Source organism: Pseudomonas sp. NPDC089422, from assembly GCF_044749405.1.
Lineage (GTDB): Bacteria > Pseudomonadota > Gammaproteobacteria > Pseudomonadales > Pseudomonadaceae > Aquipseudomonas.
The window spans coordinates 350,516-368,188 of the sequence record NZ_JBIVHW010000002.1; the positions used below are offsets into that span (position 1 = coordinate 350,516).

13 protein-coding genes are annotated in these 17,673 nt (G+C 63.4%); 8 read left to right on the forward strand and 5 right to left on the reverse strand.

What is annotated here, in order from left to right; all coding sequences use genetic code 11:
* Window positions 1–10 precede the first annotated feature (10 nt).
* From ACIPZ8_RS05260 to ACIPZ8_RS05270, 3 genes are all read right to left on the reverse strand, one after another.
* Complete coding sequence (locus ACIPZ8_RS05260; RefSeq protein ID WP_400720178.1) at window positions 11–1,813, reverse strand: acyl-CoA dehydrogenase; 1,803 nt, start codon at window positions 1,811–1,813, stop codon at window positions 11–13.
* 430 nt (window positions 1,814–2,243) lie between these two features.
* Entirely contained in the window at window positions 2,244–6,197 is a 3,954-nt protein-coding gene (putA, locus tag ACIPZ8_RS05265; protein ID WP_400720180.1) for a trifunctional transcriptional regulator/proline dehydrogenase/L-glutamate gamma-semialdehyde dehydrogenase, read from the reverse strand.
* Window positions 6,198–6,229: 32 nt separating this feature from the next.
* A complete protein-coding gene (locus ACIPZ8_RS05270; protein ID WP_400720182.1) occupies window positions 6,230–6,481 on the reverse strand; it encodes a hypothetical protein in 252 nt (83 codons plus the stop codon).
* Window positions 6,482–6,555: 74 nt separating this feature from the next.
* Here ACIPZ8_RS05270 and putP point away from each other — a divergent pair, with 74 nt between their 5' ends.
* On the forward strand, window positions 6,556–8,034 hold the full coding sequence (putP, locus tag ACIPZ8_RS05275) for a sodium/proline symporter PutP (protein ID WP_400720184.1): 1,479 nt from the start codon (window positions 6,556–6,558) through the stop codon (window positions 8,032–8,034).
* 66 nt (window positions 8,035–8,100) lie between these two features.
* Here putP and ACIPZ8_RS05280 read toward each other — a convergent pair whose 3' ends face one another.
* Window positions 8,101–8,361, reverse strand: coding sequence for a hypothetical protein (locus ACIPZ8_RS05280; RefSeq protein ID WP_400720186.1), 261 nt, complete (start codon window positions 8,359–8,361; stop codon window positions 8,101–8,103).
* Between the two features lie 177 nt (window positions 8,362–8,538).
* Between ACIPZ8_RS05280 and ACIPZ8_RS05285 the strand changes: the two genes are divergently transcribed.
* The 7 genes from ACIPZ8_RS05285 (at window position 8,539) to ACIPZ8_RS05315 (ending at window position 16,999) form a co-directional block, all read left to right on the forward strand.
* The gene (locus ACIPZ8_RS05285; RefSeq protein WP_085676726.1) at window positions 8,539–9,375 is read left to right on the forward strand and encodes a 23S rRNA (adenine(2030)-N(6))-methyltransferase RlmJ; all 837 of its coding nucleotides are present in this window, start codon (window positions 8,539–8,541) and stop codon (window positions 9,373–9,375) included.
* 105 nt (window positions 9,376–9,480) lie between these two features.
* Window positions 9,481–11,238: a carbamoyltransferase gene (locus ACIPZ8_RS05290; protein WP_400720188.1), complete on the forward strand. Its 1,758-nt coding sequence runs from the start codon at window positions 9,481–9,483 to the stop codon at window positions 11,236–11,238.
* Window positions 11,222–12,352, forward strand: coding sequence for a glycosyltransferase (locus ACIPZ8_RS05295; protein ID WP_400720190.1), 1,131 nt, complete (start codon window positions 11,222–11,224; stop codon window positions 12,350–12,352). Before ACIPZ8_RS05290 ends, ACIPZ8_RS05295 begins: the two co-directional genes overlap by 17 nt.
* Window positions 12,352–13,248, forward strand: a complete 897-nt coding sequence (locus tag ACIPZ8_RS05300; protein ID WP_400720192.1) for an antimicrobial resistance protein Mig-14 — start codon at window positions 12,352–12,354, stop codon at window positions 13,246–13,248. The genes ACIPZ8_RS05295 and ACIPZ8_RS05300 overlap by 1 nt, the downstream gene beginning before the upstream one ends.
* Entirely contained in the window at window positions 13,245–14,648 is a 1,404-nt protein-coding gene (locus ACIPZ8_RS05305) for a PIG-L deacetylase family protein (protein ID WP_400720493.1), read from the forward strand. The genes ACIPZ8_RS05300 and ACIPZ8_RS05305 overlap by 4 nt, the downstream gene beginning before the upstream one ends.
* A gap of 37 nt (window positions 14,649–14,685) precedes the next feature.
* Complete coding sequence (locus ACIPZ8_RS05310; protein ID WP_400720194.1) at window positions 14,686–15,642, forward strand: glycosyltransferase; 957 nt, start codon at window positions 14,686–14,688, stop codon at window positions 15,640–15,642.
* Window positions 15,643–15,907: 265 nt separating this feature from the next.
* Window positions 15,908–16,999, forward strand: a complete 1,092-nt coding sequence (locus tag ACIPZ8_RS05315) for a glycosyltransferase (RefSeq protein WP_400720196.1) — start codon at window positions 15,908–15,910, stop codon at window positions 16,997–16,999.
* 2 nt (window positions 17,000–17,001) lie between these two features.
* Here the strand turns inward: ACIPZ8_RS05315 and ACIPZ8_RS05320 are convergent, their stop codons facing one another.
* The gene (locus ACIPZ8_RS05320; protein WP_400720198.1) at window positions 17,002–17,607 is read right to left on the reverse strand and encodes a toluene tolerance protein; all 606 of its coding nucleotides are present in this window, start codon (window positions 17,605–17,607) and stop codon (window positions 17,002–17,004) included.
* Between the last annotated feature and the right edge of the window lie 66 nt (window positions 17,608–17,673).

Here is a 17,673-nt window from a genome sequence, read left to right on the forward strand (position 1 = left end):
GTGGCTCCCCCTAGAACCACCCGTCTTGCATGGCGAGGCACGTGTCGTCGCGTGCTTCGAGCAATGCCAGCTCATTATGGCAGGCAGGGATTTCCCAGGTCAGGAAATAACGCGCGGCCTGCAGTTTGCCGAGGTAGAAGTCGCGGTCGGCAGCGTTGCCCTTGAGCAGGCCGAGTTCGGCGTGGATCGCCTGCTCCAGCCAGCGCCAGCCGATCACGCAGTGGCCGAAGGCTTTGAGATACAGGGCGGAGTTGGCCAGGGCACTGGCGATTTTGCCCTCGGCCAGGTCGCCGAGCAGCATCAGGGTCACCGATTGCAGACGATTGACCAACTGCTCCAGCGGCTGGCGCAGTGCGTCCAGGCCTGGGTGATGGCTGGCGCGCTCGGCAGTGGTGGCGATCAGGCGGATCAGTTGCCTGAGGCCTGCGCCGTTGTTCTGCGCCAGCTTGCGGCCCAGCAGGTCGAGCGACTGAATACCCTCGGTGCCTTCATGGATCGGATTGAGGCGGTTGTCCCGGTAGTACTGTTCCACGGGGTATTCGCGCGTGTAGCCGTGGCCACCGAGAATCTGGATCGCCAGCTCGTTGGCCTTGAGGCAGAAGCTCGAAGGCCAGGACTTGACGATCGGAGTCAGCAGGTCGAGCACTTGCTGGGCCTGCTTGCGGGCGCTTTCATCGCTGGCGGTGTGGGTGTCGTCGAACAGGCGCGCTGCATACAGGCCCAGGTCGAAGGCACCTTCCACATAAGCCTTCTGTGCCAGCAGCATACGTTTCACGTCGGTGTGTTCGATGATCGGCACGGCCGGGCTTTGCGGATCCTTGTTGTCCGCCAGGCGGCCCTGCGGCCGCTGGCGGGCGTATTCCAGCGAGTACAGATAGCCGGCGTAGCCGAGCATCACCGCGCCCATGCCGACGCCGATGCGCGCCTCGTTCATCATCTGGAACATGCACGCCAGGCCCTGGTGCGGCTGGCCGACCAAATAGCCGATGCACTGGCCGTTGTCGCCGAAATTCAGCGCGGTGGAGGTGGTGCCGCGCCAGCCCATCTTGTGGAACAGGCCAGCCAGCAACACATCGTTGCGCGGGCCCCGGCTGCCGTCCTGGTTGACCCGGTACTTGGGCACGATGAACAGCGAAATGCCCTTAACGCCGGGCGGTGCGTCCGGCAGCTTGGCCAGCACCATGTGCACGATGTTTTCTGACAGTTCGTGGTCGCCGCCAGAGATGAAGATCTTGTTGCCCTTGAGTCGGTAAGTGCCATCGCCGGCGGGCTCCGCGCGGGTACGGATATCGGCCAGCGACGAGCCCGCGTGCGGCTCGGTCAGCGCCATGGTGCCGAAGTAGCGACCTTCGATCATTGGCTGCAGGTACAGGCGCTTCTGCTCTTGAGTGCCGAAGCTCTCGATCAGGTTGGCCGCGCCCATGGTCAGGAACGGATAGGCCGTGGTGCCGGCGTTGGCCGCCTGGAAGTGGGCGAAACAGGCCTGTGAGACCAGGCTGGGCAGCTGCATGCCGCCGACTTCGAAATCACGGTTGGCATTGAGGAAGCCGGCTTCGAGGAAAGCGTCGACGGCGGGCTTCACCTCGGGGATCAGCTCGGCGCGGCCGTTCACGTAGCGCGGCTCGTTTTCGTCGGCCTTGCGATTGTGCGGGGCGAAGAACTTTTCGGCGATGGTGCGCGCGGTGGCCAGGGCTGCGTCGAAGGTCTCGCGGCTGTGCTCGGCGAAGCGCGGGCGCTGGGTCAGGGCTTCGGCGTCGAGGACTTCGTAGAGTTCGAAGGCGAGGTTGCGGGCGCTGAGCAGGGTCTCGGGCATGGGGGCTGTCCTGAGGCGGGATGCTTCGAGTCTAGGGGGTTAGATTGGTTGGGGGGAGGTTAATAGGTTTGGGTGATATGGCTATAGAAAGGGGCACGGCATACAGGTGCCTGCCTTGATTCTTTCGGCGCCTGTGAGACCGAGCGCCGCCCGCGCGGCGCATCGCGGATAAATCCGCTCCTACATTTGTTGCAACGTGCCGAACCTGTTACGCCATGGTTGCCAGCCCTGGCGCATGACTTGAGCCGTGCAAACCGGCTGACAACCATGGCCTTAGAGGCGTGGCCACGTTGCAACAAATGTAGGAGCGGATTTATCCGCGATGCGCCGCGCGGACGGCGCTCGATCTGACTGGCGTCAAACATCTCAAGACATGCGTCCATAAAAAAGGAGAGCCGAAGCTCTCCTTTTTCATCAACAACCCATGGCGTCAGCCAATGGTCATCAGGCTGGCGTTACCGCCCGCCGCCGCAGTGTTCACACTCACCGCCCGCTCGATCACCAGGCGCTCCAGCGCAATCTGGTGGTCGCCGCTGGACAGCCCGTGCACACCGACGATCGCGCCAGCACGCTTGGCCACCTGCTGGCACACGCCGCGCAGCTGGTCCGAGTCGCCATGGTGGATCACGGCGTCGAACGCCACTTCGTCCTTGTTCCAGTCCGCCACCAGCTTGACCTTGGCCTGCAGCTCACGCGGCAGGCGGCTGCGCAGGGCCTTGCCAGGTTCTGCGTCAGCCCACACCGCCGAGCTACCCACCGCCAGCACGGCAGCGAATTGCGCCAGCAGGTCGGCTTCGTTGTCTGCCAGGCACAGCACATGCTCGCGCGGCAGGATGGTGTAGGTGTTGCGCTCGCCGGTCGGGCCTGGCAGCAGGCGGGCGATGCCGCTCTGCGACTGGCCGGCGAACTGGCTGCACAGGGCGGCCAGGTCGGCTTGCTGGTTGCTCTCGGCCCAAGCCTTGAGGGTGTGCAGCGGCTTGATCAGCTGGTCGTGCAGGGCACGGTCCGGCTGGCCTTCGCCATCCTGGTGCTGGAAGTGGCGGCCGATCGCGTCGGCCGGGCGGGTCGACAGCAAGCGGTACAGGTACAGCGGGCCGCCGGCTTTCGGGCCGGTGCCGGACAGGCCTTCACCACCGAACGGCTGCACGCCCACCACGGCGCCAACGATGTTGCGGTTGACGTACATGTTGCCGGCGTTGGCGGTTTCCACCACTTTGGCGATGGTCTCGTCGATGCGGGTGTGCACGCCGAGGGTCAGGCCGTAGCCGGAAGCGTTGATCTGCTCGATCAGCTGGTCGAGGTTGCGACGGTTGTAGCGCACCACGTGCAGTACCGGGCCGAAGATTTCACGCTTCAGCTCGTCGAAACTGTCCAGCTCGATCAGGGTCGGCATCACGAAGGTGCCGCGCTTGATCTCCGCCGCATCGGCGATTGCGACTTGATAGACCGTGCGGCCTTTCTCGCGCATGCCCTGGATGTGCTTCTCGATACCGGCCTTGGCTTCGGCGTCGATCACCGGGCCGATGTCCACGGCCAGGCGGTCCGGGCAGCCCAGGCGGCTTTCGGCCATGGCGCCCTTGAGCATTTCGATCACGCGGTCGGCGGAGTCTTCCTGCAGGCACAGCACGCGCAGGGCCGAGCAACGCTGACCAGCGCTGTCGAAGGCCGAGGACACCACGTCGATCACCACCTGCTCGGTCAGTGCCGAGGAGTCGACGATCATGGCGTTCTGGCCACCCGTTTCGGCGATCAGCGGGATCGGTCGGCCCTGGTTGTCGAGGCGGCCAGCGACATTGCGCTGCAGCAGGCGGGCAACTTCGGTGGAGCCGGTGAACATCACGCCTTTGACGCGCTCGTCGCCGACCAGGCCGGCACCGACGGTTTCGCCGCGGCCCGGCAGCAGTTGCAGCACGCCTTCAGGAATACCGGCTTCCAGCAGCAGGCGCACAGCCTGGGCTGCGATCAGTGGCGTCTGCTCGGCAGGCTTGGCCAGTACCGGGTTGCCCGCCGCGAGGGCGGCGGCCACCTGCCCGGAGAAGATCGCCAGCGGGAAGTTCCACGGGCTGATGCACACCACCGGGCCCAGCGGGCGGTGGGCGTCATTGCTGAAGTCGTTGCGTGCCTGCACCGCGTAGTAGCGCAGGAAGTCCACGGCTTCACGCACTTCAGCGATGGCGTTGGCGAAGGTCTTGCCGGCTTCGCGGATGAGCAGGCCCATCAGCGGCTGGATTTCGGCTTCCATCAGGTCGGCGGTGCGCTCAAGGATCGCGGCGCGCTCGGCTGGCGGGGTGGCCTGCCAGATGGGGGCGGCGTTCAGTGCGCACTGGATGGCATTGTCGACGTCGGCGACCGTGGCTTCCTGCACGTGGCCGACCACGTCGCGGTGGTCCGCCGGGTTCAGCACCGGCACGGCTGGTGCTTCACTGGCGGCGCAGGCCAGCAGCGGGGTGGCTTTCCAGTCATTGTTGGCAGTGGCCAGCATGGCGCAGGACAGCGATGCCAGGCGGTGTTCGTTGGCCATGTCGATACCGGCCGAGTTGGCCCGCTCGCGGCCATACAGTTCACGCGGCAGTGGAATGCGCGGGTGCGGCAGGCCGACGCTGCCTTCCTGGGTGCCCATGCGCTCGATGCTGGCGACCGGGTCGGCGACCAGTTCCTGGATGGAGATCGAGTGGTCGGCGATGCGGTTGACGAACGAGGTGTTGGCGCCGTTTTCCAGCAGGCGGCGAACCAGGTAGGCCAGCAGGGTTTCGTGGGTGCCGACCGGCGCGTACACGCGGCACGGACGGTTCAGCTTGCCTTCGGAAACCTTGCCCACCACTTGCTCGTACAGCGGCTCGCCCATGCCGTGCAGGCACTGGAACTCGTACTGGCCCGGGTAGTAGTTCTGGCCGGCGATGTGGTAGATGGCCGACAGGGTGTGGGCGTTGTGGGTAGCGAACTGCGGGTAGATGGCTTCCGGCACGGCCAGCAGCTTGCGGGCACAGGCAACGTAGGACACGTCGGTGTAAACCTTGCGGGTATACACCGGGTAGCCTTCCAGGCCTTCGACCTGGGCGCGCTTGATCTCGCTGTCCCAATAGGCGCCTTTCACCAGGCGGATCATCAGGCGGTGGCGGCTGCGCTTGGCCAGGTCGATGACATAGTCGATCACGTACGGGCAGCGCTTCTGGTAGGCCTGGATGACGAAGCCGATACCGTTCCAGCCCGCCAGGGCCGGCTCGAAGCACAGGCGCTCGAGCAGGTCGAGGGACAGCTCCAGGCGGTCGGCCTCTTCGGCGTCGATGTTCAGGCCAATGTCATATTGCTTGGCCAGCAGGGTCAGCGACAGCAGGCGCGGGTACAGCTCTTCCATCACGCGCTCGTACTGGGCGCGGCTGTAGCGTGGGTGCAGTGCCGACAGCTTGATCGAGATGCCAGGGCCTTCATAGATGCCGCGGCCGTGGGAAGCCTTGCCGATCGAGTGGATCGCCTGCTCGTAGGAGGCCAGGTACTTCTGCGCGTCATGTTCGGTCAGTGCGGCTTCGCCGAGCATGTCGTAGGAGTAACGGAAGCCTTTGGCTTCGAAGCGGCTGGCGTTGGCCAGGGCTTCGGCGATGGTTTCGCCGGTCACGAACTGCTCGCCCATCAGGCGCATGGCCATGTCGACGCCCTTGCGGATCATCGGCTCGCCACTCTTGCCGATGATGCGGGTGAGCGAGGAGGTGAGGCCGGCTTCGTTATGGGTGGAGACCAGCTTGCCGGTCAGCAGCAGGCCCCAGGTGGCGGCGTTGACGAACAGCGACGGGCTGTTGCCCAAGTGCGGCTGCCAGTTGCCGTTGCTGATCTTGTCGCGGATCAGGGCGTCGCGGGTACCTTTGTCGGGGATGCGCAGCAGGGCTTCGGCCAGGCACATCAGGGCGACGCCTTCCTGGGACGACAGGGAAAATTCCTGCAGCAGGCCCTGGACGATGCCGGCACGGCCGCCAGCACTCTTCTGGTTACGCAGTTTTTCGGCGATGCCAGCAGCCAGCTTGTTGGTGGCTTCGGCCAGTGGAGCGCTGAGGCGCGCCTGCTCCAGCAGCATCGGCACGACTTCCTGCTCGGGGCGACGGTAGGCGGCGGTGATTGCCGAGCGCAGTACCGACTGCGGCAGGATGCTCTCGGCAAATTCGAGGAAGCACTGGTGGGCGTGGTCTGGCTGGACCTCGCCGGCGTCATCGGCCAGGTTGTTGGCGTGACCGTTGAGTTCGGTCAGGGTGGCACCACCCTCGAGCTTCTCCAGGTAATTGAAGATCGCTTGCTTGATCAACCAGTGCGGCGTGCGGTCGATGGATTGCGCAGCTGCCTTGAGTCGCTCACGGGTCGGGTCGTCAAGTTTGACCCCAAGGGTGGTCGTCGCCAATTTCTTATCCTCATTATTGCCACGGTTGTGGCTTAAGCTGGCGCCAAGATTAGCTGTAGGTGATTTTGGGTGCAACCAGGTGCAACCCTAATTTTATGAAGAAAAGGTGCAACTCGTCTGGCGGCATTTCCTACAGCCAAAAAAGAAACGTTTACAGTGCTTTTTTTTATGAGGAATGTGGTTTTTGCTCCGAAATGAAGCAAAAAAAGGGATTTTTCTGAAAAGGCACGATTGGGTGCAACTGGCAAATGAAAAGTGGTTGCACCGACTTTGCGTTGTTGCATAGCATTCGCCGCCTGGGTGCAACCGTCGTCAAGAAGGTTGCGCATGAGATAAAAACAAACGCCAGGGCACACGCATGGGCAATCCACTAACGATCACCTTCGTGATCTACATCGCGGCAATGGTGCTGATCGGTTTCGCAGCCTATCGCTCCACCAAGAACCTTTCCGACTACATCCTCGGCGGTCGCAGCCTGGGCAGTGTGGTCACCGCACTCTCCGCCGGTGCTTCCGACATGAGCGGCTGGCTGCTGATGGGCCTGCCGGGCGCCATCTATTTCTCCGGCCTTTCCGAAGCCTGGATCGCCATCGGCCTGACCGTAGGCGCTTACCTGAACTGGCTGTTCGTCGCTGGCCGTCTGCGCGTGCAGACCGAGCACAACGGCGATGCACTGACCCTGCCGGACTACTTCTCCAGCCGCTTCGAAGACCAAAGCGGATTGCTGCGGATCATCTCGGCGATCGTCATCCTGGTGTTCTTCACCATCTATTGCGCCTCTGGCATCGTCGCGGGTGCGCGCCTGTTCGAAAGCACCTTCGGCATGCCGTATGAGACCGCCCTGTGGGCCGGTGCTGCGGCAACCATCGCCTATACCTTCATCGGTGGTTTCCTGGCAGTCAGCTGGACTGACACCGTGCAGGCCTCGCTGATGATCTTCGCCCTGATCCTCACCCCGATCATCGTGCTGATCTCGACGGGCGGCTTCGACACGACCTTCCTGGCCATCGAGGCGCAGAATCCCGCGCACTTCGACATGTTCAAAGGTGCAACCTTCATCGGCATCATTTCGCTGATGGGCTGGGGCCTGGGTTACTTCGGCCAGCCGCACATCCTGGCGCGCTTCATGGCCGCCGACTCGGTCAAGTCGATCGCCAAGGCGCGTCGCATCTCCATGACCTGGATGATCCTGTGCCTGGCCGGTACCTGCGCCGTGGGCTTCTTCGGTATCGCCTACTTCTCGGCGCACCCTGACCTGGCCGGCCCGGTCACCGAGAACCATGAGCGCGTGTTCATCGAGCTGGCCAAGATCCTGTTCAACCCGTGGATCGCCGGTGTGCTGCTGTCGGCCATCCTGGCGGCGGTGATGAGCACCCTGAGCTGCCAGCTGCTGGTCTGCTCCAGTGCCCTGACCGAAGACTTCTACAAGGCCTTCCTGCGCAAGAACGCTTCGCAGGGCGAGCTGGTGTGGGTCGGTCGCCTGATGGTGCTGGCCGTGGCCCTGATTGCCATTGCCATGGCCGCCAACCCGGAAAACCGCGTGCTGGGCCTGGTGGCCTACGCCTGGGCCGGTTTTGGCGCCGCCTTCGGTCCGGTGGTGCTGATTTCGGTGCTGTGGAAAGGCATGACCCGTAACGGCGCGCTGGCCGGTATCGTGGTGGGTGCGCTGACCGTGATCCTGTGGAAGAACTTCGACACCCTCGGGCTGTACGAAATCATCCCTGGCTTCCTGTTCGCCAGCATTGCCATCATCCTGGTGAGCAAGCTGGGCCGGCCTTCGCAGGCGATGGTGCAGCGTTTCGAAGCTGCCGATGTGGCTTATCACGCTGACAAGTAGCTGTAAAAGCATACGGCCCGAACAACGCATTGTTCGGGCCGTATGCCTATAGCTATAGCTGTGGGTTTACAGCGAAAAAGCCAGTCGGGTGGCTTCAAATGCATTGCCTTCCCTTGGCTTGATCAGTGCTTCATAGCTTCCGGGGGCGCAGTTGCCCAGGGAGATCTCCCAGGTCTCGCTGCCGCTGTGAGGTACCACCAGGTTTTCGGTGGTGCCGTCTGGTCGCTTAAGTTCGATCATTGCAGTGTAAGGCGCATTGGTGATGCCAAGCGTGCCGCGCAGGGTGGGCACTGCATTGCCTTTATCAAGCTGGATGGAAGCTTTCATGGTCAGGTACTCCTGGTTGATTGGAGGCCCGATTGTTGGTCATTGCGGTGAGTCACTGATATTCGGAATTCATTCCGCTTGGTGATGCTCCAGCCTGTCAGGGGCCGTTGATCAGCCCGCTCCTACCTGACTCCGGCTGCAAGGCAAGGTAAACTTGCTACCCCCGCAGGAGTTGCCATGAACTATCGTCACGCCTTCCACGCCGGCAACCACGCCGACGTCCTCAAACATATCGTGCTGACCCGCCTCATCGCCCTGATGTCGCGCAAGGAGCAGCCGTTCGCCTACATCGATACCCACGCCGGCCTCGGCCTTTACGACTTGCAGGGCGACCAGGCGACCCGCACCGGCGAGTACCTGGAGGGTGTCGCCCGTCTGTGGAATCGCGATGACCTGCCGGCCATGGCTGCGGACTACCTGCGTATCATCAAGCGCCTGAATGCCGATGGTGAGCTGCGCTACTACCCTGGCTCGCCCGAGCTGGCCCGTCGCCTGATGCGCCAGCAGGACCGCGCGCTGCTCAATGAGAAGCATCCCGAAGACGGGCCGCTGCTCAAGGAGAACATGAAGAAAGACCCGCGTGTGGTGGTGCATCTGGGCGAAGGCTGGCATGTGCCGCGGGCATTGCTGCCGGTGCAGGAAAAACGCGCCATCATGCTGATCGACCCGCCGTTCGAGCAGGCTGACGAGCTCAAGCGCTGCACCACCTCGATGAAAGAGGCGATCGGCCGCATGCGCCAGACCGTCGCGGCCATCTGGTACCCGATCAAGGATCAGCGCTCGCTGACCCGCTTCTACCAGGACCTGACCAGTACCGGCGCGCCGAAACTGCTGCGGGTCGAGCTGTATGTGCACCATCAGGACAGCCCGCAGGGCCTCAACGGCTCTGGACTGGCCATTGCCAACCCGCCTTGGGGGCTGGAAGAGGAGCTGCGCGAGCTGCTGCCATGGCTGGCCAAGGAGCTGGCGCAGACCGCGGGCAGCTTCCGCATGGACTGGCTGATCGCCGAGTAAGCCGCACCGCGCAGTTCCTGATGTTTGCGTTATAATCCCGCCCTTTAGCCGCCAGCCGCCCATGAGGCCGCTGGCGCATCTCTACCGAATGAAGAGGCTAATCCCTTGGCATTGACGATTCTTGGCCTGTCCGGCGCCCTTAGCCATGACCCTTCCGCGGCCCTGTACATCGACGGCAAACTGATTGCCGCCGCCGAAGAAGAGCGCTTCGTGCGTGACAAGCATGCGAAGAACCGCATGCCCTACGAGTCGGCGAAATTCTGCCTGGAACAAGCCGGCATCAAGCCGTCCGACGTCGACGTGGTGGCCATTCCGTTCGCCCCGATCAGCCTGTTCGGCAAGGCCCGCTGGCACTATGCCAAGCGTTACTGGTACGCCCCGGACCGCGCCCTCGACGCGATCCTGATGGGCAACCGCCGCTACAAGCGCTACCGCAAGAAGATCGTCTGGTGCCTGGAGCAGCTGGGCTTCGACCCGAAGAAGATCAAGATCGAACCGGTCGAGCACCACCTGGCTCACGCTTCCAGCGCCTACCACTGCTCGGGCTTCAAGGAAAAGACCGCGATCCTCGGCATCGACGGCAAGGGTGAGTACGCTACCACCTTCTTCGGCTACGGCGAGAACGGCAAGATCCACAAGATCAAGGAATTCTTCGATCCGGACTCGCTGGGTGGCCTGTACGGCGCAATCACCGAGTTCCTCGGTTTCGAGATGCTCGACGGCGAGTTCAAGGTCATGGGCATGGCGCCGTATGGCGACGCCAGCAAGTACGACTTCTCCCGCCTGGCCAGCTTCGAGAACGGCGAACTGGTGATCAATACCGAGTACGCCAACGTCATCGGCCTGCGCCGCCATAAAGAGAAGGGCAAGGGCTTCTACTTCTCGCCGAAGCTGATCGAATGGCTGGGCCCCAAGCGCGAAGGCGACATCGCCGACGAGCCTTACATCCACTATGCGGCCAGCATGCAAGCGTTGTTCGAGAAGATCGCCCTGCAGATGATCGACCACTACCTGGGCGACACCCTGCGTGAGACCGGCAAGCTGGCCTTTGCTGGTGGCTGCGCGTTGAACGTCAAGCTCAACCAGAAGATCATCGCCCGTTCCGACGTCAAGGAACTGTTCGTCCAGCCGGCTTCCGGCGACGCCGGTACCGCCGTCGGTGCTGCGGCCTACGTTTCCCACGCCCGTGGTGTGCCGGTCGAGAAGATGGAACACGTCTACCTCGGCCCGTCGTACTCCAACGAAGACGTGATCGCCGCCTGCGCCCGTCACCCGAACGCGCCGAAGTGGCGCAAGCTCGACGACATGCCGCAGCGTATCGCCAAGATCATGGTCGACGGCAACCCGGTGGCCTGGTTCCAGGGCCGCATGGAGTTCGGCCCGCGTGCCCTGGGTGGTCGTTCGATCATCGGCTGCCCGAGCGTGCCGGGCGTGGCCAACCGCATCAACGAGCAGATCAAGTTCCGCGAGCGCTGGAGACCTTTCTGCCCGTCGATGCTCGACACCGTAGCTCCGCAGATGATCAAGGTCGATCACCCGGCGCCGTTCATGACCTTCACCTTCGAAGTGGCTGAAGAGTGGAAGACCCGTGTGCCGGAAGTGGTCCACGAAGATGGTACCTCGCGTGCCCAGGTGCTCAAGCGCGAGTACAACCCGCGCTACTACGACATGATGAAGGCGCTGGAAGACCTGACTGGCAACGGCGTGTCGCTGAACACCTCGCTGAACCGCCGTGGCGAGCCGATGATCTGCTCGCCGACCGACGCACTGAACATGTTCTTCGGTTCGGACCTGCAGTACCTGATCATGGAAGACATCCTGGTCGTGAAGGACGGCGCCGCCGCCTATGACCAGCCGCTCTGAAGCGCGGATCCTGCAGTTCTGCCATGGCTATGACGGGCCGTTCCTCGATTGTGCCCGTCAGTACGCCAGCCTGTTCCAGGGCAGCGGCTACAAGGTCACCACCGTGTTCCTCACCGGCGCCGCCGACCCGCAGGTTGCGGCAGGTTGTGCGTCGGACGAGGTGCTGTTTCTCGAATTCAGCTCCAAGGCCGTGCGTGGCCTGAAGCTGGGTGCGATCCGTGCTCTGCGGCGCATTGCGGCCGAGCGCAATTTCAGCTTCTGCATTGCTCACCGTTTCAAGCCGATCTATGTCGCGCTGCTGGGCACCGGCTTGCCGGTGATCGGCGTGCATCATGCGTTCGGTGACTATGAGCGCAAGGGCCGGCGCCTGTTCGCCAACCTGTTCAGCAAGCGCCTGAGCCTGTTGGGCGTGTCGGATGCGGTGCGTGACGACATGCGCCGCTGCCTGCCACAGTGGCCGGCCGAGCGTATCCAGACGTTGTACAACCGTATTGATATCGACGCCCTGCAAGCTGCCCTGGTGCCCCGTGCCGAGGCCCGTGCGGCGTTGGGCCTGGATGCCCAGGCATGGGTGGTCGGCAACGTCGGTCGCCTGCACCCTGACAAGGATCAGGCCACCTTGCTGCGTGGCTTTGCCGAGGCGCTGCCGGGCCTGCCTGTCGGCGCACGCCTGGCAATCCTTGGCAAGGGCCGCCTGGAGGCGCAGCTCAAGGCTCAGGCTGCCGAGTTGGGCATTGCCGCACAGGTGGACTTCCTCGGTCAGGTGCCGGATGCCCGTCGCTATTTTCAGGCCTTCGATGTGTTTGCCTTGAGCTCCGACCATGAGCCGTTCGGCATGGTCCTGCTCGAAGCCATGGTCGCCGGCGTGCCAGTGCTGGCCACGGCCTGCGGCGGTGCGCGTGAGGTGGTCGAGGGGGTTGGCGTGCTGTTCCCGCTGGCCGATGCCGGGCAATTGGCGCAGGGCCTCAAGCATATGGCTGCGCTGGATGTACAGCAGCGTGAAACCTGCGCTGCGCACATGCTGCGGCGCCTGCACGAGCGTTTCTCCGACCAGGCCGTGCGCGAGGCGTTCTGGCAGTTGCCACAGGTTCGTGCGCTGATGGGGAAGGCTTGATGCTCAATCATATCCAGGCCTTTCGCGAGCGCGGCTGGCAGGCCATCGATGCGCCGACCTACGCCGAAGCTTGGGCGCGTTTTGGCGGCAGCGTCGCGACGCACCCGTTGGTGGTCGAGCAGCTGGCGGACATGGCCCAGATTCCGGTGCGTTACCTGGGCTGGTACCAGGCGGGCGAGCTGAAAGCCGCCATCCCGACCTGGGGGCGTCATCTGGCGTTGTCCAAGGACGTGCTCAAGCGTGCCGGCAAGAAGGCCCTGTTCGACCTTGGCAATGCCGAGATCATCCTGCCGGCAGCGGCTGATGCCGGCGCGCCATTGCGCCATGCCGCACGCTACCTGTCCGAGCTGAACCAGGGCCGCTTCAGCGGCCTCAAGGTGCAGAAGGAGCAGCTGGCCATGGCCCGCGCCCACGAAGACCTGTCGAAGAAATTCCGCTACAACCAGCGCCGCGAATTGCGCCTGCTGGAAGAAGCCGGCGGCGTGGTGCGTCCGATCGGCGACTTCAGCGCGCAGCAGATCGCCGCCATGTACTGTGACCTGTTCCAGCGCCGCTGGGGCTTCCCGGCCACGGGGGCCGAGCGTATGGCCGAAGTGCTGGAGCGCCTGCGCGAGCTGCTGATCGGCTCGGTGCTGATGCTCGAGGACAAGCCTATCGCCATCCAGCTGGTGTATCGCGTGGAGGCGCCTGAGTGGATCAGTGTCGAATACATCAATGGCGGTGTCGACCCGGAAACCAAGGCCTTCAGCCCAGGTAGCGTGCTGAGCTTCCTCAATACCCAGGCGGCCTGGGAAGACGCCCGGGCGCGCAACAAGCCCCTGCGCTTCTCGTTCGGCCGTGCCGACCGGGAGTACAAGGACCGCTGGTGCAACCCTGTGCCGGTATTCCAGGCGTGAGCCGCAAGCAGCAGTTGCTCAAGCGCCATCGGCGCAACAAGCGCCTGGGCTTGCTCGCCAGCCTGGTCGTGCTGGTGGCGCTGGGTGCCTTCACCTGGTGGTGGCTGCCGCTGTTGCTGCTGCCGCTGCTCTGGGCCGCTCACGAGGCCTGGTTCGCCGATCACCTGTTCTATGCGCCTGGCGAGGATTACGCCTATGACTTTGGCGAGTTGAGCCAAGAAGTGCCGGTCATGCTGCGCGACGGGCTGCTCAAGGTCGACACGGCGTTGCAGGGCAATGAAACCCTGGTGCTTGAACTGCGGGTGAAAAGTGGCTGGCTGGGGCGCTTCCTCGACCCGCGGGTCGAGCTGCTTGGTGCCGAACCCGGCGATCAGCAAACCTTCGAGCGCGGCGTCGATGGGTTGCGCTTCCTTAACCTTACCGGGCTGGCCGCACCTCTGCAGGCGGGTGAGCTGCGCCTGCGCGGGCGCCATTGCCGGCTGCTGGGTGAGCCGCGCCTGTGGATAACTCCCGGTGTCGAACTGCAGCGCCGCCGGGTGATGGTGATCGCGCCGCATGCCGATGATGCCGAGCTGGCTGCCTATGGCTTGTACAGCCAGGCCGACCAAACCTGGGTGGTCACCCTGACTGCGGGTGAGATCGAGGCCGAGCACTATCAGCAGATGGGGCTGGGCAAGTCGGAGGCTGCCCGCTTGAAGGGCCGCCTGCGCGCCTGGGACAGCATCGCCGTGCCACGCTGGGCCGGCGTGCCCGAATCGCGCTGCGTGCAGCTGGGGTATTTCTGCCTGCAGCTGCCCAGCATGCAGGCCGCTCCTGATCAGCCTGCCGCGTCCCGCGAAGCGGGCATGGCCGATATCCGCCTGTTCCGCCAGTTCAACCCGTTCCCACTGCCGGCCGACCGCGATGGTGCGCCCACCTGGCACAACCTGCTGGCCGACCTGCAGGCGCTGCTGGAAATGGCCAGGCCTGAAGTGCTGGTCTTGCCGCATCCGCAACTTGACCCGCATCCTGACCATATCTGCGCCCAGGCGGCTGTCATGGAGGCCCTGCAGGGCCTGGCCTGGCAGCCGCAGACGCTGCTGTGCTACGCCAACCACCTGCATGACAACGACCGCTGGCCAATGGGCGACAGCGGCGATGGCGTGGCCTTGCCGCCGCAGCTGAGCGCCGGGCAGGCCTGGGCGCCGTGCTCGTTGCTGCTGGATGTGACAACCCAGCGTGACAAGGCCATGGCCTTGGGCATGATGCACGACCTGCAGCCCCTGGCACCCTTCAAGCGCCGCCTGCGTCGATGGCTGCAGCGCTGGCTGGCGGGGCGCCGACCGTCGCCTTACGGGGAGAACGAGTTCTTCCGCAAGGCCGTGCGCCGGCATGAGTTGTTCTGGCGGCGTGAGCTGTAAACCCGACCGCGATGGCGCAGAGCGCCCAAGGAAAGCAATGAAAGTCCTATTTCTGGTACAGAAGGAACAGCGCGCGATCCTCGATCGCCTGTACGACGGCGTCGCGGCCAACTGCGAATGCGATCTGCGCTGGCTGACCAGCGAAGACCAGCGCAACCTGCGCCGTTACTTCAAGCGTGAAGTGCAGGTCGAACGCTATGACCGCATCGTCTTCTTCCTGCGCTTCAAGCAAGAGATCCGCCAGGCGGCCTTCATCCGTACGGTGCCGAACCTGGTGATTCTCGAGCACGATGCCTACCAGAACTACATCCCTTGCAAGTACACCGGCAAGTTCAGCGCGCATTACCGCAAGCTGCCGTGGGCGCGCGTGATCAGCTCGGGCTACAGCGTCAGCGAGCGCCTGCGCCAGGAGGGCTTCGACGCGGTGTTCGTGCCCAAGGGCTACGATGAACAACTGCTGGCCGACCAGGGCCGTGGGCGCGATATCGAACTGGCCTTCGTCGGCAGCACCAACAGTGTCGCCTACAGCGGCCGCAAGGCGCTGCTGGACGAACTGGGGCAGGTCGAGAACCTGGTGGTCACCCGCACCAAGTCGGGCGAGGACTATTGCAACACGCTGAACCGTATTCGCTTCTTTGTCAGCGCCGACGTTGGCATGGGTGAGTACATGATCAAGAACTTCGAAGCCATGGCCTGTGGCTGCGTGCTGCTGGCATACGACCAGGGCGAAGCAGAGAATCGCGCGCTGGGGCTGCAGGACATGGTCAACGTCGTGTTCTATGACAGCATTCCGACGCTGCAGGCCAAGTTGCGTGTCTTGCGCGAAGACCCTGCGCTGGCGCAGCAAATTGCCGAAAATGGTCGCGAGCTGGCCGTTTCCCGCTTCAGTTTCGCTGCAGTGGGGCGGAGCATCGTCGAGCATATGCGCCCGGCACTCAGGCCTCATCCGCCGTTGTCTGCTTGGCAACGCTGGCGGTTGAAACTCGGCTTCTGATCATCAGCATGTCTGATGAAAGCACTCGCAGAAGGTTTCATGGTGATTTCGGGCACTAACCCGTGTTGCCAGGGTCGTCTAAGGGGCAGCAGTGCTGTCCAGCATTTCCAGCCTATGCTGGAGAAAGGGCGCTTTCCCGACGCCATGTCGGGTGAGGCCGGCATTGATGCTGGTTATGGGCGCCCTTATCTGCATGGGAAATCCGATTCTTGTTAGTTGAAGCTGCAGTCCCACCTGGCTTGCACGGGAGAGGGGCGCTATCCCCATGAATATCGTCAACATGATGTGGGCAGGCGGTTCGCCGTACATGTCCATCCACAAGGTCCACCAACAGGTGCTGTCGCACGCGGGGGCCGATGCGTCTATCAGTAACTGGTTGTTGCTCGGAGGTGAGCTGTGTCATGGTCAGGGCCCTACCCGCGTATGGCACATACCGCAGCGGGTGCTGAAGGGCAAAAGCCTTTGGCGTCTATTGCTGCCCTGGCAGCGCCTGCGTCTGCGCAGGGCACTGCAAGAGGCCCAGGCTGATGTGATCCTGCTCGACGGCGTCGGGGTCGCACGCTTGGTGCTGCCGGTGTTGCAGCAAATCCCGGGAGTGCGGGTCAAGGTGCTGTTCCATGGCAGTACCCGGCTCAATGCCAGCGATGTGCGTTTGCTGACCCGGCTGCCCCCTGAGCGGGTGAGCATTGCAGCCGTCTCGCAAACCTTGGCGCGCTCGCTTGAGCGGGATATTGGTCGTCCTGTACAGGCGCTGCGCATGGCATTCGACCCGCAGGCCTTCGCCAGGCCGCTGCTCAGCCGTGAGCAGGCTCGCCAGGAACTGGCACTGCCGCAAACCTCGGGCCAGGTGCTCGGTGCAGTGGGGCGGCTGGTAGAAAGCAAAGGCTTCGAGATGCTCATCGAGGCATTCGCCAAGGGGGCCGCCAGCCGGCCGGACATGCACCTGGCGATTGTCGGTGATGGCCCTCTACGCGCCAGCCTGCAAGCGCGCATTGATGCTTTGGGGCTGGCCGGGCGTGTGATGTTGTGCGGCCACCACGATGACTTGCAGCAACTCTACCGGGCGTTTGACTGGCTGCTGGTGCCGTCGCGTGCCGAGGGCCTGGGCCTTGTGGTGCAAGAAGCCGTGATGGCGGATCTGCCGGTGCTGTGCAGCGACTTGCCAGTGTTTCGTGAGCAATTGCGGGAAGCGGGCTGCTACCTGCCGGTTGGCAGTGTCGAAGCCTGGGCCCAGGCAATCGAACGCTGCGATGCCCCCGGCGCTCAGTTCATGGCCGCCCGTCAGCGCGAGGCGCTGGCGCCCGAGGCGGCATGGCAGGCGTTCTGTGATGGGTCGCAGAAACTGCTGCGTGGTTGAAGTCAGCGCGCCAGCAGGGCCGCCTCGAAGTCGACGAGCGGGAATTGGTCACCCAGGTTTTCCCGCTCGATATAACGCACCATGTGCTGAACATTGCGCCTGATCATCCGTGCAGAGAGCGGCGGGCGCAGGAAGCGCATGTCTGCTACATCTATCAGTCCAAGGTGCTGGTCAGGTGTTTCGACTACATTGCCCAGGTGCAACGAGCGGAAGTACACGCCATTGAGGTGCAGTTGACGGATCAATTCGATCAGCCGCGGCAGGTAGCTGGCCCAGCTGAACCCGGCGTCACGCGATAGCTGCAGCAACGTGCGCCCTGGCAGCGGGCGATACAGCACGGCTGTTCTGCCCGGTACATCCAGTTTGTGCTGGCTGATCACTTCGAGCGTGGGAATCCCCAGTTGATGCAGGCGAGCGGCATTGTCGACGAAGCGTTGTGAATACGGACGAAGCAACGCAGATGAAATTAGACGCTTTCTACGAAAAACCTTTAGGAAATTTCCATCCCTGAGCAGGTAAACTTTGGCGCCATGGCTATCTGCCTCTAGCACCTGGGCTCCAAGTGTCAGCTGATCGAAGTCGACCTGGGAGAGGCGGGAGCACTGCATGTATAGGGCCTTGTCGTCTGGCAAGCAAAAATGACTGGCAATAATGCCGAAAATAAAGCTGTAGCA